We start from the raw sequence: 18,342 nt of genomic DNA, 5'->3' as shown, positions 1-18,342 counted from the left end.
CTACTCCTTCACGGACCGGCCGGTCAGCTGGACGAACGCGTCGTCCAGGCTGGCCTGCTCGATCCGCAGGTCGGCGGCGATGATCTCGTTGACGGCGAGCACGGAGGTGACGGCGTGCAGCAGGTTGCCGGTGCCGACGACCTCGATCTGGCTGCCGTGCCGGCGCACCGTGCGCACCTCGGGCCGGGCCAGCAGCAGCGCGTCGTCGACGGGGGCGGACGGGCGGAAGCGGATCCGCTGCTCGGTGTCCATCCCGGCGATCAGCCCGGCCGGGGTGTCCAGGGCGACGACCTCGCCGCGGTCGATCACGGCGAGCCGGTCGCAGAGGCGCTCGGCCTCCTCCATGAAGTGGGTGACCAGCACGATCGTGACGCCGGCGGCCCGTACGCCCTCGATCAGATCCCACGTGTCGCGGCGGGCCTGCGGGTCGAGCCCGGTCGTCAGCTCGTCGAGGATCGCGATCTTCGGGTTCCCGATCAGCGCCAGCGCGATCGAGAGGCGCTGCTTCTGACCCCCCGAGAGCTTCGCGTACGAGGTTCCGAGCTTCTCGCCGAGGCCGAGCTCCCGGGTCAGCGCCCGCCAGTCGCCCGGCTCCGGATAGAAGGAGGCGTACAGCTCGAGCGCCTCGCGGACGGTGAGCTTGTCCGGCAGGGCGCTCTCCTGGAGCTGGACGCCGACATCGTCGCGCAGCGACCGGTCACCCGGGTCACGGCCGAGCACCCGGATCGAGCCCCCGTCGGGCTCGCGCAGGCCGGCGATGCTCTCGACGGTGGTGGTCTTGCCGGCGCCGTTGGGACCGAGAATGCCGAAGATCTCGCCGGCTTCCACCGTGAGCGAGACGTCCCGCACCGCAACCGTGTCCCCGTACGTCTTGCGCAGGTTACGGACCTCGATGACTGTCATGCATCGAGCGTCCCAAGAGGACCGGGGTCCCGAATCGACCAGCTCGCTCCACCGCTCATCCACCAGTTGGTGGATGACGGCCTACGCCATGGCTTCCTCAGCGCTGCTCGGGTTGCTGGTCTTGCGCAGGCCGGTGACCGCCGAGTAGACGGAGCCGACCTGGGCCGCCACGCGCTTCCACGAGTACGCCTGCCGGGCCCGGTCGAGCGCGGCCGTGGCGTACGCGAATCGCCGCACCTTGTCGTTGACCAGCCGGCGCAGCGCGCCGCCGAGCGCCCGCGGGTCGCGCGCCGGCACCAGGTCGCCGGTCAGGCCGTCGACCACCGTCTCGGTGAGCCCGCCCACCGCCGTCCCGATCACCGGCACGCCGCAGGCCATCGCCTCGAGCGCGGACGCCTCGAACTGCTCTTCCCAGGGGGCCGCCACGAGCACGTCGGCCGAGCGGTACCAGCTCGGCATGTCGCCCGCGGGCACCCCGCCGACCAGCCGGAAACGGTCGGACACCTGGAGCTTCTCGGCCAGCGCGCGCAGCTTGCGGGCGCCCGGGTCGGCGGTCAGCTGGTCGGCCGGCGGGCCGCCGACGACCACCACCTCGGCGTTGGGCACGTAGCGCATCGCCTGGAGCACGTCGCCGAAGCCCTTGCGCTCGACGAGCCGGCCCACCGACAGGATGCGGGGGCGCTCGGGGTCGCGGTCGGCGGCCGGGCCGTCGGGGGTGAACCGGGCGCTGTCGACGCCGGCCGGCACGACGGTCAGCCGGGCGCGGGGCACGCCGATGCGGACCAGGCCCTGCACCTCGTCCTGGCTCTGGGCGACCACGCGGTCGACCGCCCGGCCCAGGGCGCGCTCGTAGCCCGTACGCGTGGGTTGCCCGTTGCCGGCCTGGATCTGGCCGAGCTCGTGGAACGACTGCACGACGGGGATGCCGAACTGGCGGGCCGCGGTGACGGCGGCGAGACCGCTGGTCCAGAAGTGGGCGTGGACGACCTCGGGCAGCCACTCGCCGGTGCGCCAGCTCTGCTCGAGCGACCGCGCGAACTCGCCCATGTGCGGCAGCAGCAGGTCGGGCGGCAGGAAGTGGGGCGGGCCGGCGGTCACGTGGACGACGCGCAGGCCGGCCGGGGTGATGACCACCTCGGCCGTGGCCGGGTCGTCGCGCCGGGTGTAGACGCACACCTCATGACCGAGCTCAGCCAGGGCCGCGGACAGGCCGGCGACATGAGTGTGCTGGCCGCCGTCACCCAGGGGGCTGGCGTGCTCGGAAATCATGGCGATGCGCACGAGGTCCCCTCCGTAGTGCAGTGGTTGCGGGAGGCTGATGCCCGGCTGCCGGATCCGTAAACCTGGGCCCCTCTGTTACGGCGCCCTCCGGCAGGGTATGTCCACCCCGTGGCCATCGTTCAGCGTACTGTTCAAGCTCCGCCGGACCGGGTGTTCGCCGTCCTCGCCGACGGCTGGACCTACAGCGACTGGGTCGTCGGCACCGTGCACATCCGCGACGTCGACCCGAACTGGCCCGAGGTGGGTTCGCGGTTGCACCACAAGGCCGGCCCGTGGCCGCTCTCGCTGCACGACAAGTCCGAGGTGCTGGCGATGGAGCCGGGCCGCCGGCTGCGCCTCAACGCCGGGCTGTGGCCGCTGGGTGCGGCCGTGGTCGACATCCACCTGGAGCCCGCCGGCGACGGCGCGACCAAAGTGATCATGCACGAGGACTTCGAGCAGGGCCCCCTGCTGGCGGTGCGGAACAAGCTCAACGACCTCGTCCTGCACCGCCGCAACATCGAGTCGCTGCGCCGCCTGGCCGACATCGCCGAGCGCAGCCGCTCGGACCACTTCGATCACCCGTAGATCAGCCGGTTCCCGGTGTTGATCGCCGCGCGGTAGGCGCCGCCCAGCAGGGCCCGGTCGCGGGCCAGGGCGGCACGTGCCGCGTTGCTGCCGGGAGCGCCGTGCACTCCACCGCCCGGATGAGCCGACGAGCTGGCCATGAAGAGGCGGTCGGCCGGGGTGTCGGCGCGGCCCAGGCCCGGGATGGGGCGCAGGAACAGCTGCTGGAACGCGGCCGCCGTGCCGCCGCCGAGCGCGCCGCCGACCAGCGACGGGTTCTCGTTCTGCATGTCGGCCGGCGAGAAGACGTTGCGGCCCACCACCTCGGCCCGGAAGCCGGGAGCGTGCTCCTCGACCACCGCTTCCATGCGCTCGACGTGCGCGGCGATCTCGTCCGGATCCCAGCGCGCGCGGTGCGGCAGGTGCGTGTACGACCAGAGCGACTCGGTGCCCTCGGGCGAGTGCTCGGGATCGGCCGTGGTCATCTGGCCCAGCAGCAGGAACGGGCGCTTCGGCACCTCGTCGGTGGCCAGCTCGGCGGCGTACCGGGTCAGGCCGTTGAGGTCGGCGCCCAGGTGCACGGTTCCGGCGCCGGCGGCGGCCGGGCTCTTCCAGGGCATCTTCCGGCGTACGGCCCAGTCGACCTTGACCGTCGCGCCGTCCCACCGGAAGTGGGCGAGGTCCTCGACCAGCCGCGGCGGCAGCCAGCGCTCCCCCACCAGGTCGAGGTAGAGGGCGGGCGCGGGCACGTCGGCGATCACCGCCCGGTAGGCGCGGTAGGGCTCGCCGGCCGACAGCACGCCCATCGCCTTGCCGCGGGCGATCAGCACCCGCTCGACCGGCGCGTCGTAGACGATCCGGCCGCCGCGCTGCTCGAGCCGGGCGACCAGGGCGTCGGTGATCCGCTGAGCGCCGCCGACGGGCACCGGCCAGCCGTACTGTTGCCCCAGCATCGCGAGCAGCCAGCCGTAGACGCCACCGCCGGCCTCCTCGGGCGACAGGTCGGTGTGCAGCGCGCACCCGGCCATCAGCAGCGTGCCGCCGTCACCGGCGAACATCTCGGAGCCCATTTCCCGTACGGAGAGAAGCAGACGCCGGGCCAGCCGGAGTGAACCCCCCACCCGGAGCCGCCGCACGATGTCGACGCCGTGCCGCACCGGCGGGAACGGGGTGAGAATCGTCTTGAGCATCGCGTCGGAGACCGACAGCCATTCGTCGTACGCGTTCTTCCACTTCTGGCCGTCGCCGGGGGCGAAGGTCTCGAGCGACTCCATCGTGCGGGTCAGGTCGCGGTTGATCGTGGCTGCCCGGCCGTCCGGGAAGAGGTGGGTCAGCACGTCCGGGGAGTGCGTCCAGCGCAGACCGTGGTCGCCCAGATCGAGACCGTTCAGCACCGGCGAGGCGAACCCGAGCGGATAGAACGAGCTGAAAAGATCACTGAGGTAGCCCGGTGCGGTCACGTAGCCCGACCGCACCGCGCCGCCCGGATGCGGCGTCGCCTCCAGCACCAGCACCGACCACCCGGCGTCGGCCAGCAGGTTGGCGGCGACCAACCCGTTGTGCCCCGCCCCGACCACGATCGCATCCGCGCTCTGCATGTCCACTCCCTGCGTTTGCCGCCCTCCGTGCCCGGGTAGCTGCCGTCAAAACCTGTCAGGAGCCGGCATGGACACCGAGCCCACCGTCGACACCCAGCCCACCGTCGACCGGGAGTCCGAGGCGGACGCCGACGACGTTACGCCGCGTCCCCTGCCCCGCAAGCTCCGCCAACTACGCTGGCGCGGCTGGCGCTCGGTGATGTGGCGAAGCGTGGTCGGCTACATCGAGGACGACTGCTCCGACTACGCCGCGGCCATGACCTATCAGACCGTCACCGCCCTGATCCCGTCGCTGGTCGTCATCGTCGCCCTGATCAATCTGGTCACCGACGGGACCGCGGCGCTCGACGCCACCGTCGGCATCCTGCGCGACATCGGCATCGGCTCGGTGGTCGACAACGACGGCCTGCTCCCGGTCGTGCAGGCGCTGCTGGTGCAGCAGAGCTCGGCCCGGGTGCTGTTCGGCTTCGGTCTGCTGCTCGCGCTGTGGTCGGCCTCCGGCTACGTCTCCACGTTCTCGCGGGCGTCCAACCGCATCTACGGCGTCCGCGAGGGCCGCTCCTGGTGGAAGCTGCAACTGCTGGAGATCCTGCTGGCCGCCGTGGCGCTGGTGCTGCTGGCCTCGATCGGCGCCGGACTGATCATCAGCGGTCCGCTGGTGGACGCGGTGGGCGACGCGCTCGGCGCGGGCTCGACGGCCCGGCAGTTCTGGTCGGTCGGGCGCTGGCCGGTGCTGGTCGCCATCGCCACGATCGTGCTGTCGCTGCTGTTCTGGATCGCCCCGAACGTGCGGCAGCCGCGGTTCCGCTGGCTCACCGTGGGCGGGGCGGTCTCACTGCTCGTGTGGAGCGTCGCGTCGTTCGCCTTCGGCCTCTACGTGGCGAACTTCGGCTCGTACAACCGCACCTACGGCAGTCTCGGCGCGATCATGGCCTTCCTCGTCTGGATCTATCTGTCGAACATCGCGGTGCTCCTCGGCGTGCAGGTCAACGCGGAGGTGCAGCGGGCCCGGCTGCGCCAGGCGGGCGACGACGATCCGAAAACCCCGCTCGCCCCTCGTTTAGCCCCGGCCGACCCGGGCACCAGTTAGTGCGTAAGGCGGGGTAACACAACCAGGAGGAGTTCACACCGTGAGCACCGTGACCGAATCCGTAGACGTCGATGTCCCGATCCGCGCTGCGTACAACCAGTGGACGCAGTTCGAGGAGTTCCCCCGGTTCATGGAGGGCGTGCAGGAGATCCGTCAGCTCGACGCGACCAACACGCACTGGAAGACCGAGATCGCCGGGGTCAAGCGCGAGTTCGACGCCGAGATCACCGAGCAGCTCCCCGACGAGCGGGTGGCCTGGAAGTCGACCGAGGGCGAGAAGCAGGCCGGCGTGGTCACCTTCCACCGCCTCGACGACACCAAGACCCGCGTGACCGTGCAGATGGACTTCGAGCCGCAGGGCGTGGTCGAGAACGTCGGTGACAAGCTGGGCGTCGTCGACCGCCGCGTGAAGGGCGACCTCAAGCGGTTCAAGGAATACATCGAGAGCCGTGGCGGCGTCGAGACCGGCGCCTGGCGCGGCGAGGTAGATCGCCCCGGCCTGTAGAGCAGGGGTTCCTCCCAAGGGAAAAACGGCCGCCCGGTCACCGGGCGGCCGTTTCCGTGCGCGGTCAGCCGGTACCCGAGGTGCGACGCAGCGACAACAGGCCGACCGGCGATCGGGCCCGCAGCCAGTAGCGGTCGCGGGCGGTGGGCCAGATCGCCGGGGTCAGGGTCGTCGCCGGGGGCAGCCCCTCGTCGGCGGTCCAGGGCGTCAGCGCCGAGGCCGCGCCGCCGGCCAGGTACAGGCGCAGAGGCGTGGCCGGCGGTGTCGAGACGGTCAGTGTGCCTACGCCGCCGGTGAGGGTGAGCGGCACGGTCCCCCAGGGCGCGGGCAGGCGCAGCTCGATCAGGCCGGTGGCGCCGGCGACGAGCCGGGTGATGCGGCCCCGGCTCAGATCCAGCCGTTGCTCGCCCGCCCCGGCCGGGAGGCGCAGATCCCACCGTACGGCCCGGTTGAGCACGATCCGGACCTCGTCCCGCCCGTCCTCACCGGTCGGCAGCAGGGCAACTCGCACCAGCCCGCCGCGGCGCGTCACCCTCGGCCGCAGACCGGACCCGGCGGGCGTGGTGACGCGGTACAGCAACCCCGGAATGTTCGCGAGCATCACCTGAACGCGAGACGCCGCGTCGGGCACCACCAGCCGAGCGGCGATCGTACGGCTCTGCAGTGGCCCCGTCACCGTGTGCTCCCGAGCCTCAGGCGCCGCTACCGTCGCAGCCTTCTCACAACCGGTAATCGCCAGCGCCGCGACCAGCAGCAATGCGATTATTGAGCGGTGGCGACGCAAGCCTGAGGGCACTATCGGACAACGGAGAATCGGCCGAACGGGTGACGGCGATCCGCCCGATGCGAGCCAGACTGTCCGAATGCGTTCTGCCGGTTTCCTCACCGATCGTCAGCGTCGCCTCGCCTGGATGGGCTTTCTGCTCGCCGCTTTCCAGGCCCCGCTGGCCGCGAATCTGATCGACGACGCCTCCTGGCTCTTCGCCGTCGTGGTGGCCATGGTCGTCGCCACCGTCATCCTGGCCGACGACGCCCAGCGCCGTCGGCCGACCGCGCAGGCCGAGGCGGAATAGGCCGCCTCAGCGCGCCTCGTGCCCCGGCTTGCCGTGGGTGCGCCGCCGCTCCTTGAGCGCATTCTCGTACAGGTGCCGCCGCCCGTCGGCCAGCTCGTCGCGGGCGGCGCTCTCGACCGTACGGAAGAAGCTCCAGTACGTGTCGTCGTACTCCTCGAGGATCTGGAACGTCCAGTGCCCCGGGATCACGTTGCGGCCGATCAGATCCTGCTGGATCCGGTCGGCGATCGCGTCGTGGCCGGCCTTGCGGAACAGCGCCACCGCCTCGTCCAGCTCGAAGTCGGCCTTGCCGGTGAGCTGATGGAACGAGTGCAGGTGGCCCCGGGCCCGGTCGGTCGTCTCCAGGGCCGAGCTGAGTTTGCCCAACGCCTCCACGGTCGTGTCGTCCATGCCGCTCTCCTTTCCCCGCCGGCAAAGCTTCAACCGAGCTGCACCTGTGCGAAGAACCGTTGGCTACCCGTGGCTCCCTAACGTTCTTCTCATGAATGGCCTGTTCAGCGGCGCTGCCGCCCGTGCTGCCCACCGTTCCGCCCACGCCAGCCTGACCGAGCTGCACGACACCGTCGGCGCCGGCCTTGTCCAGGCTGACGCCAACCCCGGCCTGATGGCCCTCGTCGACCAGCACGCCGCGGGCATCCGCGACAGCCTGTCGTCGGATGTCCGCCCGCTCACCGCGGTGCTGCTCGCCGCATACGCGGAGGGTGTGCGCGACGCCGCCTTCACCCACGGCTGGCGCCCGCCGGCCGGCGAGATCGACTGGACCGCCAACGACTGGGTGCTGCGCCGCCTGCTGGCCGTGTGCGCCCTCGCCCGCACCCTGCCCCAGCCCGCCTGACCCGGACTCCCACCCGCTGATCGACCCTTCATTGAGGGCCGGTGCCATCCGGCACCGGCCTTCCTCATTTCCCTTCCCCGCCGCTTTCGCCGAAATTCTCTTCCCCGCCGCTTTCGCCGAACCATCGGCCGAGCTGCTCCGCCAGCGCGCCGGGGTCGTCGCCGGTCCAGGCGACGTGGCCGTCGGGGCGAAGCAGGACGTTGCTCGCCCCGGCCACCCGGTCCACGCGATCGCCCCACCCCGGTGCGTCCACCCGGCCGACGAGGAGGCCGCGCCCGCTGCGCATGTGCTCATAGAGGCGGCCCCGCGTCACGGGCACGTCCCGCTGCCGCCGCCCGATCCGGTCGTCCGCCGAACCGAAGTCGTACCGGACGCCGAGCCCGGTGATCTTCTCGACCAGGTGACGGTTCACGTCCTCGAAGTCCATCAGCTCCGACAGCAACCGCCGCACGGCCTGCGGACCGGGTGCGGTGTTCATCAGCTCCATCTGCGCCCGCGTGTTCGTGAGGACGTCGTCGGCCACCGGCCGGCGTTCGGCCTCGTACGTGTCGAGCAGCCCGAGCGGCGCCCAGCCCCTGATCTCGGCGGCGAGCTTCCACCCGAGGTTGAAGGCGTCCTGCAGACCGAGGTTGAGCCCCTGACCGCCGGTCGGCGGATGCACGTGGGCGGCGTCCCCGGCCAGGAACACACGGCCGGCGCGGTAACGGTCGGCCAACCGGCTCGCGTCTGAGAACCGGGACAGCCACCGCGGCGAATGCACCCCGAAATCGGTGCCGGCCACGGCCCGCAACTGCTCCCGGAAGTCGTCGATGGTCGGCGGCACGGCCCTGTCCGCGGCCACTCCGGCGGCCGGGACCACCACACGATGCACGCCGTCACCCATCGGCCCGACACCGAACCGCTTCTCGGTCAGCCGGACCCGCGCCGTGGTGGCAGCCACCTCCTCGGCCGAAGCGGTCACCTCCATCTCGCCGAGCAGGGTCTCGACCCGGGCCGGCTCGCCAGGAAAGCCGACACCAGCCAGCCTGCGAACCGTGCTGCGGCCACCGTCGCAGCCGACCAGGAAGTGGGCGCGCTCCTCGCCGCCACTCGTCCCGACGGTCACGCCGTAGTCGTCCTGCGTGAGAGCCAGCACTTCACACCCGCGCCGGATCTCGGCCCCGGCCTCGGCAGCGTGCTCGGCCAGCAGCCGGTCGGTGACTGTCTGCGGGATGCCCAGGACGTAAGCGTGCGCGGAGTCGAGCGCCGGGGCAGGCTTCTCGATGCCGGCGAAGAAGCCGCCCACCGGATGCTGTCGCCCGTGCGCGAGGAACCGCTCGAGCAACCCTCGCTGGTCCATGATCTCGATGCTGCGAGCGTGGAGCCCCAGAGACCGCACGAACGGCGGCGGCGCCGCGTCCTTCTCCACCACCAGTACGCGTACGTCGTGCAGCCGCAACTCGGCCGCCAGCATCATCCCCGTGGGCCCACCGCCGGCAATGATCACGTCGAACATGAGTCCCCCGATCCCCTTCGCTTCGCCGCCGCTCCGCGCCCCGTCTCGGACTCCCTGACGAACGCCTCGAAGTGCCGGGCCGTCAGCAGCAGGCGGCCCACGGCGCGCCTGTCCTGATCTTCGGATGGCAGGGTTTTCGCAGATCGCGGCGTTGACCGAGCCATCCTGCGCCCCGGCCCCGGTCTTGCCGCAAGCCCTGTGTCGCGCTATATGTTGGAGTAGGCAGGGAGCGACTTCGGGTCCCTGCCTTTTCTGTGCCCACCCGGCGACACCGCCGCCCCGGCGATCGACCACCTCGTCGTCAGCAGCCGGTCCGCGAAGTCTTCAGCGGTCCGGGGGCGGGCTGTCGGCACCGGCTCCAGCTTCGCGGTGACCAGCCCGGACAGCACCTCCCGCGTGATGGCACCCGGCCTGACAGGGCCCCAAAGCCACCACCGATGGACAGGTCAGTCCGATGTGGGGTCCGTTCTGCGCGAGGGGGCAGCGGATGGAATCACCTGGGTGCTCTCGGTGTCGTCGACGCCACTGTCGTCCTCGGTTCCGCTGCCGATGAGGATGGTGTCGTTCGGGCCCGGGTTGACGATCGTGGTTCCACCGGCTGTCGTGGTGATGACGGCGACCGTGTCGTCGGCGCTGGGCTCATGGCGCGGCGGCGGAATCACCTGGGTCTCATCGGCGTGGACGCCGGCGGATGCGGTGTGCTGGTTCCCGAGAACCGTGTGGCCGGACCCGGAGGCGGCGTGGATATCGAGCCGGGTCGCATCGGTCCCGGTTCGGGGGCGGGCGGCCAGGTGGTCGCGCAGCTGGGCGGACTCGGTCGCGGCCGAGGTCAGCCAGGACTCCCAGCGGGACTGCATCGGACGGACCAGGCCGCCGCCCACGCCGACGATCAGCACGCCGGCCACCGTGGCCAGGACGGCGATCAGCACCGGCCGGGTGATCGCGGTGGCGACGCGCACCTGGTCGAGGGCGGCGATCACGCCCAGCGCGACGATGACGAGCGAGGTCGCACGGGCCACGAACCGGCCGTACGGCAGCACGCCCAGCGCACCCACGACGAGATCCTCGGCGGTGCGGGCAATCGCGGCCGCCACGACCACCAGCACGATCGCCACCAGCAGCCGCGGCAGCCAGCCGATCAGGTCGGTGAGCAGCGAGCTGACCGGGTTGGGCCCCCACACCCCGAAGGCCAGCTGTGCCGCGAACAGCAGCGTGGCAGCGAAGGCCAACTTGCCGCACAGCTCGCTCGGCGTGGCGCCGCTGGGGGCGAAGAGACGCCCGGCCGCTCCCCGGGCCACGGCGCGGTCCAGGCCGGCCCGGTGCAGGCCGCGGGAAACGGCCACCCGCAGCAGGCGGGCCACCAGCCATCCGATCAGCAGGATGGCTGCGAAGGCCAGCGCGGCCGGCACGATCAGCACCACCGACCGCCACATGTCGCTGAGGCCGCGGCCCAGCCCGTCCCCGGTCATCGTGCGCTCCCTGCCTCGGATTCGGGCCGGCCAGCTGCCGGCCCGAGTGAGGGAACGACCGGAACCACCTGATTGTCACGATGCCGAGGTCCGCGACCGGAGAACGCGCGCCCGGAGAAGGCACAAAAGACGCCGTCCGAGATCCGCCGCCGCGACCCGGCCTTCGGCCTTTCCGCCACCTGACTCCTGCGGACAGCACCGGAAGCGGGACTACCGGTCGCCGCGATGGCGGATCGGGTCGGCGGCGGCGGTGGGCACGTCCGGGCGTACGAAAGCCGGCTCAGTTGCCGACGGCGGGGCGGGCGTGGCAGGGCCGGAGGATGGCGCGAAAGACGGCAGAACGGGACGCAACGCGGTGTAGCCGGCCGCACCGGCGAGGAAGACGGCTGCGGCGACGATCGCGAGGCGACCGCGAGTCACCGGCGGCCGGGCGGCCGGCCGAGGCGTCACCGACAGATCGATCAATGGGCCACGTTGTGCCGGGATGTGCGGGCGGCGTGCGGGCAACAGCAGGCGATCCTCGGACACGAACAACACCCTAAGTGACGGCAATGCCCTGACGCCAGGGCAAGTCGGGTCACAAACGCTACTGACAGTCATTTCCCACGGAGTATCCGCGAGTGGGATCAGGGGGTCGTACCGTCAAGAATCGGACGGTTGGCCGGTGCGGCATCGTCCGAACGGCCGAGTCGGGCTACTCTTTGGTCATGGCCGGGACGGGTGGGGTGAGCCCCTCAGTGATACCCGCTCTGCCTGCCCAGGCAGCGGCGGGCTCGGCCGGCCGCCCGAACTGTGCCGAGCTGGTGCACGGCCGCGACTGGAGCGACACCGAGCTCGGCCCGCGCGACCACTGGGACCCGGCCGTATCGGCGACCGTCGAGCTGGTGCTCTCGTCGCCGATGCCGATGGCCTACACCCATGGTGACGGCTTCCTGATGATCTACAACGACGCGTACGCGGACCTGATCGGCACCCTGCACCCGGCCGCGCTGGGCCGGCCCGCGGCCGAGGTCTTCGGCGACCTGTGGGACTCGCGCGGCTTCGGCGGCGCGGTCGACGAGGTCTACCGCAGCGGCCGGTCCCGGCTCGAGCCCGAGACCCAGCTGACCGTCGTCCGGAACTCGAACGGCCGGCCGGAACAGGCCTTCTTCACGCGCGCCCACTCGGTGGTGCACGACCGGCGCGACCGCGTGGCCGGGGTGCTGACCGTCGCCGCCGAGACCACCCAGGTGACTCGCCGCCTGCAGAACCTGGGCGACCTCACCTCGCGGCTGGCCGGCGCGCTCACCGTCGACGACGTGGCCCGGGTCGTGCTGGGCTACGCGATGAGCTCGTTCGACGTCGACCACTGCGCCTTCGCCGTCGACGACGGCGGCGCCTACCGCTACGTGCGGCGCATCCGCGGCGAGATGCTCGACGAGGCCGACGAGCGCCTGCCCCCGGTGTGGAAGCGGCTGCCCAACGACCCCCGCGCCCCGATCGTGGCCGCCGCCCAGACCGGGCAGGCCTCGTTCGAGGCCGACGGCGAGCCGCTGCGGGCGGTGGCCGCCGACCGGCACGAACGGCGCATCCGGGCCCTGGCCACGATGCCGCTGCGCACGCCGCTGCTGAGCGGCGCGCTGACGATCGGCTACCGCGAGCCGCACCGCTGGCTGCCGGCCGAGCGGGCGCTGCTCGACGCGGCCGCCCTGCTGGTCGCCCAGGCGGCCGAGCGGGCCCGCCGGTTCGAGGCCCAGCACGGCACGGCCCAGTTGCTTCAGCGCAGCATGCTGCCCGAACACCTGCCCGAGCTGGAAACGTTCCGTATCGCCGCCCGCTACGACGTGGGGGTCGACGGCAACGCGGCCGGCGGCGACTTCTACGACGCGTTCCGGCTGGTCGACGGCCGGCTGGCGATGGTGCTGGGCGACGTGGCCGGGCACGACGTGCGGGCGGCGGCCGTCATGGGCCAGGTGCGGGCCGCGCTGCGGGCGATGGCGCTGACCGATCCGGCGCCGCCGAGCGTGCTGGCCGGCCTCGACCGGCTGGTCGGTTCGCTGGGCGCCGAGTCGCGTAACGAAGAGATCTTCGTGACGGTCGTCTACGGGGTGCTCGACCCGTCGGACGGCACGATCACCATGGCCAGCGCGGGCCACCCGCCGCCGGTGCTGCGCCGGGCCGGGCAGGGCGGCGGGCCGCCGACGGCCGAGCTGGTGAAGGTGCCGCCGGGGGCCCCGCTGGGGCTGGGCGGGCGCTGGCAGACCGGTCAGGTGCGGCTCGAGCCGGGCGACACGATCCTGATGTTCAGCGACGGCGTGGTCGAACGCCGGGGCCACGCGCTCACCGAGGGGCTGGACGCCCTGGTGACGGCGGCCGCAGGGGCGGTCAGCGGCGACCCGCGCAACCTGTGCTCGCTGGCCACGTCGGCTGTGGCGGGTTCGACCGACGACGACGTGGCGGTGCTCGCGGTCGAGCACGCGGTGGCGATGAGCCGGTCCGGCACCATGCTGGTGCCGGCCGAGCCGACGGGCCCGAGCCGCGTACGCCAATGGATGACCACGCGCCTGCGCGAGTGGTCGGTGCCCGAGCCGGTGATCGGCGCGGCCATCCTGTGCACGAGCGAGCTCACGACGAACGCGCTGCTGCACGCGGGCACCCCGGCCCGGGTCCACATCGACCTGAACGCCGAGCGGCTGCTGGTCTCGGTGGCCGACGAGGGCACCCGGGGCACCGTGATCCGGGCGCACGCCGACACGATGAGCAGCCGCGGCCGCGGGCTGGGTCTGATCGAGGAACTGAGCGACTCGTGGGGCACCGATCCGACCGTGCGCGGCACCACGGTGTGGTTCGAAATGCTCATCCCGCACACCATCACCGATTGACCACCGTGATTGGTCGCGCTCCCACCACCGGCAAATGGTTGAACCGTTAACTCTGGCGTGACACCTGACCTACAGGCAGTCACTTTAGGTAGCGGAAAGCCTCTCCAAAGCGGACATTGAACCCCCAGGTAGTGACGGCGCGTATAGATTGCCGTAGAGTCATCGCCATTCGGGGACGTCCACGTTGGAGTGGTATATGCGGATCAGGGGCTTTGCGCCGTCGACTCCCTGCTGGGTGGAGCTGACGACTTCGGACCGGGACGACACAGCGGGTTTCTACGCCGGGCTCTTCGGCTGGCAGGTCGAGGGTGATCGATTCCTGCTCGACGGACAGGCCGTGGCCGGCATCAGCCGCACGCGACCGGAGACGCCGCCGGGCTGGCTGACCTACCTGGCCGCCCCGGACCTGGCGCGCACCGCCGAGCGGGTCACTCAGGCCGGTGGCCGGCAGCTGACCTGGCCCGAGGAGCGGCACGGCGCCTGCACCGCCATCGTGTCCGACCCGACCGGCGCGGTCTTCGGCCTCTGGCAGGCGGCCGGGTTCTCCGGCGCCCAGGTGCGGGGCGAGCCGGGCACGATGGAGTGGTCGGACCTGCTGACCGACGACATCGCGGCCGCCACCGGCTTCTACGGCTCGGTCTTCGGCTGGACGCTGACCGACGAGTTCGGCAGCCGCGAGTGGCTGAGCGAGGCGCACGACTCGGTGGCCGGCCTGATCACCGGCCGCTACGACGTCCGCTGGCAGCCGTCGTTCCAGGTGGCCGACACGACCGAGACGATCGACCGCTGCGCCGGGCTGGGCGGCCGGGTCGTCACCGGGCCGGTCGAGATGGGCCTGGGCAGCTACGTCGAGATGCTCGACCCGCAGGGCGCGCCGTTCGCCGTGACGGCGCCGGTGCATCGCCCGGTCGAGTTGAGTGTCGCTTACAACGACATCATCGGCATGGAGTTGACGTACGGCGGGTAAGGGAACAGGCGTTCGAACGAGAGGATGCCGTGATGACTGACCTGTCGAACGCCGAGAAGGACCCGTCGGACTGGACCACCGGTGACGAGCCGGCGACCGGCGCCCAGGAGAGCTACCTGCACACCCTGGCCGGCGAGGCGCACGAGGACGTGCCGGACGGCCTGACCAAGGCCGAGGCGTCGCAGAAGATCGACGAGTTGCAGGAAAAGACCGGCCGCGGCCGGTAGAGAGGGGCCGACCTTCGGGTCGGCCTTCTTTATGCCCTTCGTGTCAACCGGGGTTGACGCAGCGGACAGCGTCAACGTAAGTTGACACCATGACCGAAGCAACCGATCTCGCCGCGGCGGCCGGCAGCGCCGACCCGCGGGTCGGCCTGCGTGCGGTGGTGGCGCTGCGCCGCCTGCTGGAGGGTCTCGAGCACCTCCAGGTGGCCAACGCCCGCCGCCGGGGCTGGTCCTGGCAAGAGATCGCCGACGCGCTCGAGGTGACCCGCCAGGGCGTCCACAAGAAGCACGCACGCATGATGCCGGCGCCGGACCCACGGGAGGACTGAAGGATGTTCGAGCGATTCACCACCGACGCGCGCACCGTCGTGACCACGGCTCAGCAGGAGGCCCGCCGCCTGCACCACGATCACATCGGCACCGAGCACGTGCTGCTCGCCCTGCTGGCCGACCCCGCCGGTCCGGTGGCCCGGTCGACCGGTCTCGAGGCCGAGGCCGTACGGGCCGACGTCCTTCAGCGCATCGGCGGCCACAACCAGGACGGCCCGGTGCTCAGCGACGCCGACGCCGAGGACGCGGCCGCTCTGAAGGCCATCGGGATCGACCTGGCCGCCGTACGGGAAGCAATCGAGGCGAACTTCGGTGAGGGTTCGCTGCGGCTGCCGCGCCCGGCCAAGAAGAAGCGCGGCCTGTTCGGGAAGTTCCATGCGGGCAGCGGGCACATCCCGTTCACCAACCGCAACAAGAAGGTGCTCGAGCTGTCGCTGCGCGAGGCCATCCGGCTCCGGCAGAAGTTCATCGCCCCCGAGCACATCATGCTCGGCCTGCTGCGCGAGGGGCAGGGCCTGGCCATGCTGATCATGGCCGACCGCGGCATCGACTTCGACCGCGTCCGCGACGACATGGAACGCTCGGTCGGCGCGACCACCGCCTAGGGTCTGTTTCGCCGCAGCCCCGGCCCCGCTGCGAAACAGACCCTAACCGCGGTAATAGACCCGGAGCTGGTGACCGTCGGCGGTGTGATGCCAGCCGACGTCGCCCAGCACGGTGATGTCCGGCCGTCGCTCGAGCCAGGCGGCGGCCATCGCGAACGCCTCGGCCGGCGTCTGCCCGACGAAGACGACCCGGCGCTCCCACTCCTCCCAGACGGCCGGCGACGGGCCCGAGACCACCGCGGTCGGCCCGATCCGCCGGCCGTTGCGCACGCCGCGCACGTACCAGTCGTTGAGCTCCTCGTCGTGCTCGACCGACCAGCCGTCGATGCGCCCCAGGTCGTTGACGATCGCGTTGCGCGCGCAATCGAGCGCCGCGTCCAGCACCGTGAACTCGACGACTTCGCCCTCGTACTCCACCCGGTACGCCATGCATGTGCCCCCACCGGCCGACCCAGGGGCACGATCTTAGGCGACTTTCCGAGTAAGTTTCAGATCATGCCTGCTCACGTCCTCGTCACCGGGGCGGCCGGCCTCATCGGCGCCGCTGTTCTCGACGTCCTGACCGCCGACGGCGTCGCCACCACCGCCCTCGTTCTCGAACCCTCCGACACCCGGGCCGGCCGCACCCTGGTCGGCGACGCCCGCGACGTCGCGCTGGTCGACGACGCCCTCGACGACTGCGACGCGGTGATTCACCTGGCCGCGATCCCGCAGCCCGGCCACGACCCCGACGAGGTGGTCTTCGGTCACAACACGCTGGCCACCTTCACGGTCCTCGACCGGGCCGGGCGGCGGGGCATCCGCAACGCCGTGATCGCGAGCAGCTATGCGATCGGCGGCCTACCGTTCGCGCGGCGGCCGCTGCGCATGCCGTACCTGCCGGTCGACGCCGCGGCGCCGTTGCAGATCACCGACCCGTACGCCCTCTCGAAGCGCACCGACGAGGCGACGGCCGACATGATCCATCGCCAGTACGGCACCACCGTGGTGGCGCTGCGCCTGCCGTTCGTGGGCGCGGCCGACGACCGCCTGGGCCCGATGGCCGAGCTCTTCGCCCAGGACCCCGGCCAGGGCGCGGCCGACGTGTGGAGCTACCTGGACGTCCGCGATGCCGCTCGCGCCCTGGTCATGGCGTCGCAGCCGGCGTTGCCGGGCAATCACGTGCTCTACGTCGCCGCCCCGGACACACTCGCCCCACAGCCCACCGAGTGGCTGCTCGACAAGTTTCACCGCGGCGTGCCCCGCCCCGCCTTCCCCGGGCGCGCGGTGCCGATCGACCTGCTGCCGGCCCGCGAGCTGCTGGGCTTCACCGCCGCGTACGAGTTCCCGGTCGCATGAGCGCGCCGACGATCACCGGTCTGCGGGTGATCGTGACCGCCCCGGAGGGGGTCAACCTCGTCGTCGTGCGCATCGACACGTCCGAGCCCGGCCTGTACGGGCTGGGCTGCGCGACCTTCCACCAGCGTTTCGCCGCGGTGGTCGCCGCCCTCGAGACCCACATCGCCCCGCTGCTGGCCGGGCGGGACACGTCGCAGATCTCCGACATCGGCCGGTCGCTGCACTACTCGTCGTACTGGCGGGGCGGGCCGGTGCTCAACAGCGCGCTCTCGGGCGTGGACATGGCGTTGTGGGACATCGCCGGCAAGCGGGCCGGGCTGCCCGTCTACGACCTGCTCGGCGGCCGGCTGCGCGGCGCTGTGCCGGTCTACCTGCACGCCTCCGGGGCCACGGTCGAGCAGACGCTGGACGAGGCGGAGGCCCTGGTCGAGGCCGGCTACCGGCATGTGCGGCTGCAGACCGGGCAGCCCGGCCTGGGTACGTACGGGGCCCCCGGCGCCCCGAACGGCTACCCCGGCACGCCGTACCCCGACGGCTGGAACGTCCACCACTACCTGGCCCGCACCCCACGGCTGTTCGAGGCGGCCCGCGACCGCCTCGGCGAGGACGTGGAACTGCTGCACGACGTGCACAGCCGGCTCACCCCGAAGCAGGCGGTCCTGCTGGCCCGGGCGCTCGAGCCGTACCGCCTGTTCTTCCTGGAGGACGTGGTGGCGCCCGAGCACTACGACCGCCTGCCCGAGGTGCGCGCGGCCTCACCCGTGCCGCTGGCCGTGGGTGAGCTGACCGCCTCGGTGACGGACGCCGCCCGCCTGGTCACCGCGGGCGGTGTCGACCTGCTGCGCTGCCACATCTCGGCGATCGGCGGTGTGACGCCCGGCCACAAGCTGTCGGTGTTGTGCGAGCTGCACGGCGTGCAGACGGCCTGGCACGCCCCCGCCGACGTCTCCCCCGTGGGCGCGGCGGCCAACCTGGCGCTCGACCTGACGAGTCCGGCCTTCGGCATCCAGGAGGGCCACGTCTACCCCGAGGTCGTGCACGAGATCTTTCCCGGTACGCCGGTGATCGCAGCCGGCTACGCCCGGCCCTCCACGGCCCCGGGCTGGGGCATCGAGCTGGACGAGGCCGCCGCGGCCGGGCATCCCCCGGTGCTGCACGCCCACGAACGCTGGGCGGCGACGGTCCGCCGCCCGGACGGCTCGATCGAAGCTCCCTGACCGGG

Annotated in this window: 21 protein-coding genes; 12 read left to right on the top strand and 9 right to left on the bottom strand. The window is 71.9% G+C overall.

From position 1 onward, the window contains the following. Both KXC43_RS21615 and KXC43_RS21610 read right to left on the bottom strand, forming a co-directional pair. The gene (locus KXC43_RS21615) at positions 1-903 is read right to left on the bottom strand and encodes an ABC transporter ATP-binding protein (RefSeq protein ID WP_221377932.1); all 903 of its coding nucleotides are present in this window, start codon (positions 901-903) and stop codon (positions 1-3) included. An 81-nt stretch (positions 904-984) separates the two neighbouring features. Continuing rightward, the gene (locus tag KXC43_RS21610) at positions 985-2,184 is read right to left on the bottom strand and encodes a glycosyltransferase (protein ID WP_221377931.1); all 1,200 of its coding nucleotides are present in this window, start codon (positions 2,182-2,184) and stop codon (positions 985-987) included. 108 nt (positions 2,185-2,292) lie between these two features. On the opposite strand from KXC43_RS21610, the gene KXC43_RS21605 reads away from it, so the two are divergent. Further along, positions 2,293-2,751 carry an SRPBCC family protein gene (locus tag KXC43_RS21605; protein WP_221377930.1) on the top strand — a complete coding sequence of 153 codons (459 nt, stop codon included), beginning with the start codon at positions 2,293-2,295 and terminating at the stop codon, positions 2,749-2,751. Here KXC43_RS21605 and KXC43_RS21600 read toward each other — a convergent pair. Beyond that, complete coding sequence (locus KXC43_RS21600; RefSeq protein ID WP_221377929.1) at positions 2,742-4,328, bottom strand: phytoene desaturase family protein; 1,587 nt, start codon at positions 4,326-4,328, stop codon at positions 2,742-2,744. The genes KXC43_RS21605 and KXC43_RS21600 overlap by 10 nt on opposite strands. A 67-nt stretch (positions 4,329-4,395) precedes the next feature. Here KXC43_RS21600 and KXC43_RS21595 point away from each other — a divergent pair, with 67 nt between their 5' ends. Beyond that, positions 4,396-5,418: a YihY/virulence factor BrkB family protein gene (locus KXC43_RS21595; protein ID WP_221377928.1), complete on the top strand. Its 1,023-nt coding sequence runs from the start codon at positions 4,396-4,398 to the stop codon at positions 5,416-5,418. 40 nt (positions 5,419-5,458) lie between these two features. Continuing rightward, positions 5,459-5,923, top strand: coding sequence for an SRPBCC family protein (locus KXC43_RS21590; protein WP_221377927.1), 465 nt, complete (start codon positions 5,459-5,461; stop codon positions 5,921-5,923). Between the two features lie 64 nt (positions 5,924-5,987). On the opposite strand, the gene KXC43_RS21585 is transcribed toward KXC43_RS21590, so the two are convergent. Continuing rightward, positions 5,988-6,599 carry a toast rack family protein gene (locus KXC43_RS21585; RefSeq protein WP_221377926.1) on the bottom strand — a complete coding sequence of 204 codons (612 nt, stop codon included), beginning with the start codon at positions 6,597-6,599 and terminating at the stop codon, positions 5,988-5,990. 187 nt (positions 6,600-6,786) lie between these two features. Between KXC43_RS21585 and KXC43_RS21580 the strand changes: the two genes are divergently transcribed. After that, on the top strand, positions 6,787-6,996 hold the full coding sequence (locus KXC43_RS21580) for a hypothetical protein (RefSeq protein WP_221377925.1): 210 nt from the start codon (positions 6,787-6,789) through the stop codon (positions 6,994-6,996). A 6-nt stretch (positions 6,997-7,002) separates the two neighbouring features. On the opposite strand, the gene KXC43_RS21575 is transcribed toward KXC43_RS21580, so the two are convergent. After that, a complete protein-coding gene (locus KXC43_RS21575; protein WP_255644517.1) occupies positions 7,003-7,386 on the bottom strand; it encodes a hypothetical protein in 384 nt (127 codons plus the stop codon). Positions 7,387-7,477: 91 nt separating this feature from the next. Here KXC43_RS21575 and KXC43_RS21570 point away from each other — a divergent pair, with 91 nt between their 5' ends. Then, complete coding sequence (locus tag KXC43_RS21570; RefSeq protein WP_221377923.1) at positions 7,478-7,831, top strand: DUF6401 family natural product biosynthesis protein; 354 nt, start codon at positions 7,478-7,480, stop codon at positions 7,829-7,831. Between the two features lie 64 nt (positions 7,832-7,895). Here the strand turns inward: KXC43_RS21570 and KXC43_RS21565 are convergent, their stop codons facing one another. The 3 genes from KXC43_RS21565 to KXC43_RS21555 form a co-directional block, all read right to left on the bottom strand. Further along, positions 7,896-9,326, bottom strand: a complete 1,431-nt coding sequence (locus KXC43_RS21565; protein WP_221377922.1) for an FAD-dependent monooxygenase — start codon at positions 9,324-9,326, stop codon at positions 7,896-7,898. 446 nt (positions 9,327-9,772) lie between these two features. Continuing rightward, the gene (locus KXC43_RS21560; RefSeq protein ID WP_221377921.1) at positions 9,773-10,795 is read right to left on the bottom strand and encodes a mechanosensitive ion channel family protein; all 1,023 of its coding nucleotides are present in this window, start codon (positions 10,793-10,795) and stop codon (positions 9,773-9,775) included. Between the two features lie 210 nt (positions 10,796-11,005). Beyond that, positions 11,006-11,323: a hypothetical protein gene (locus KXC43_RS21555; RefSeq protein ID WP_221377920.1), complete on the bottom strand. Its 318-nt coding sequence runs from the start codon at positions 11,321-11,323 to the stop codon at positions 11,006-11,008. Positions 11,324-11,502: 179 nt separating this feature from the next. Here KXC43_RS21555 and KXC43_RS21550 point away from each other — a divergent pair, with 179 nt between their 5' ends. The 5 genes from KXC43_RS21550 to KXC43_RS53570 all read left to right on the top strand — a co-directional run bounded on the left by KXC43_RS21550 (position 11,503) and on the right by KXC43_RS53570 (position 15,782). After that, entirely contained in the window at positions 11,503-13,656 is a 2,154-nt protein-coding gene (locus KXC43_RS21550) for a SpoIIE family protein phosphatase (protein WP_221377919.1), read from the top strand. A gap of 235 nt (positions 13,657-13,891) precedes the next feature. Next, positions 13,892-14,623: a VOC family protein gene (locus KXC43_RS21545; RefSeq protein ID WP_308129185.1), complete on the top strand. Its 732-nt coding sequence runs from the start codon at positions 13,892-13,894 to the stop codon at positions 14,621-14,623. A gap of 32 nt (positions 14,624-14,655) precedes the next feature. Beyond that, positions 14,656-14,850 carry a DUF3072 domain-containing protein gene (locus KXC43_RS21540; RefSeq protein WP_221377917.1) on the top strand — a complete coding sequence of 65 codons (195 nt, stop codon included), beginning with the start codon at positions 14,656-14,658 and terminating at the stop codon, positions 14,848-14,850. 89 nt (positions 14,851-14,939) lie between these two features. Further along, entirely contained in the window at positions 14,940-15,176 is a 237-nt protein-coding gene (locus KXC43_RS21535; RefSeq protein ID WP_221377916.1) for a helix-turn-helix domain-containing protein, read from the top strand. Positions 15,177-15,179: 3 nt separating this feature from the next. After that, positions 15,180-15,782 (top strand): Clp protease N-terminal domain-containing protein, encoded by a 603-nt coding sequence (locus KXC43_RS53570; RefSeq protein ID WP_221377915.1) that lies wholly within the window; start codon positions 15,180-15,182, stop codon positions 15,780-15,782. 42 nt (positions 15,783-15,824) lie between these two features. Here KXC43_RS53570 and KXC43_RS21525 read toward each other — a convergent pair whose 3' ends face one another. Beyond that, a complete protein-coding gene (locus KXC43_RS21525; protein WP_221377914.1) occupies positions 15,825-16,211 on the bottom strand; it encodes a hypothetical protein in 387 nt (128 codons plus the stop codon). A 66-nt stretch (positions 16,212-16,277) separates the two neighbouring features. On the opposite strand from KXC43_RS21525, the gene KXC43_RS21520 reads away from it, so the two are divergent. Beyond that, the gene (locus tag KXC43_RS21520) at positions 16,278-17,120 is read left to right on the top strand and encodes an NAD-dependent epimerase/dehydratase family protein (protein WP_221377913.1); all 843 of its coding nucleotides are present in this window, start codon (positions 16,278-16,280) and stop codon (positions 17,118-17,120) included. Continuing rightward, a complete protein-coding gene (locus KXC43_RS21515; protein ID WP_221377912.1) occupies positions 17,117-18,337 on the top strand; it encodes an enolase C-terminal domain-like protein in 1,221 nt (406 codons plus the stop codon). Before KXC43_RS21520 ends, KXC43_RS21515 begins: the two co-directional genes overlap by 4 nt. Positions 18,338-18,342 lie beyond the last annotated feature (5 nt).

This window comes from Paractinoplanes polyasparticus, from assembly GCF_019710575.1.
Lineage (GTDB): Bacteria > Actinomycetota > Actinomycetes > Mycobacteriales > Micromonosporaceae > Actinoplanes > Actinoplanes polyasparticus.
The sequence above is the reverse complement of the archived record's forward strand: the minus strand, read 5'-3'. Positions and strand labels throughout refer to the sequence as shown.

Bases quoted from the DNA above. Each gene is read 5' to 3' on its own strand.
- KXC43_RS21615 (WP_221377932.1), bottom strand. From the start codon at position 903: ATGACAGTCATCGAGGTCCGTAACCTGCGCAAGACGTACGGGGACACG.
- KXC43_RS21595 (WP_221377928.1), top strand. From the start codon at position 4,396: ATGGACACCGAGCCCACCGTCGACACCCAGCCCACCGTCGACCGGGAG.
- KXC43_RS21525 (WP_221377914.1), bottom strand. From the start codon at position 16,211: ATGGCGTACCGGGTGGAGTACGAGGGCGAAGTCGTCGAGTTCACGGTG.
- KXC43_RS21575 (WP_255644517.1), bottom strand. From the start codon at position 7,386: ATGGACGACACGACCGTGGAGGCGTTGGGCAAACTCAGCTCGGCCCTG.
- KXC43_RS21540 (WP_221377917.1), top strand. From the start codon at position 14,656: ATGACTGACCTGTCGAACGCCGAGAAGGACCCGTCGGACTGGACCACC.
- KXC43_RS21600 (WP_221377929.1), bottom strand. From the start codon at position 4,328: ATGCAGAGCGCGGATGCGATCGTGGTCGGGGCGGGGCACAACGGGTTG.
- KXC43_RS21580 (WP_221377925.1), top strand. From the start codon at position 6,787: ATGCGTTCTGCCGGTTTCCTCACCGATCGTCAGCGTCGCCTCGCCTGG.
- KXC43_RS21520 (WP_221377913.1), top strand. From the start codon at position 16,278: ATGCCTGCTCACGTCCTCGTCACCGGGGCGGCCGGCCTCATCGGCGCC.
- KXC43_RS21550 (WP_221377919.1), top strand. From the start codon at position 11,503: ATGGCCGGGACGGGTGGGGTGAGCCCCTCAGTGATACCCGCTCTGCCT.
- KXC43_RS21535 (WP_221377916.1), top strand. From the start codon at position 14,940: ATGACCGAAGCAACCGATCTCGCCGCGGCGGCCGGCAGCGCCGACCCG.
- KXC43_RS53570 (WP_221377915.1), top strand. From the start codon at position 15,180: ATGTTCGAGCGATTCACCACCGACGCGCGCACCGTCGTGACCACGGCT.
- KXC43_RS21515 (WP_221377912.1), top strand. From the start codon at position 17,117: ATGAGCGCGCCGACGATCACCGGTCTGCGGGTGATCGTGACCGCCCCG.
- KXC43_RS21560 (WP_221377921.1), bottom strand. From the start codon at position 10,795: ATGACCGGGGACGGGCTGGGCCGCGGCCTCAGCGACATGTGGCGGTCG.
- KXC43_RS21565 (WP_221377922.1), bottom strand. From the start codon at position 9,326: ATGTTCGACGTGATCATTGCCGGCGGTGGGCCCACGGGGATGATGCTG.
- KXC43_RS21570 (WP_221377923.1), top strand. From the start codon at position 7,478: ATGAATGGCCTGTTCAGCGGCGCTGCCGCCCGTGCTGCCCACCGTTCC.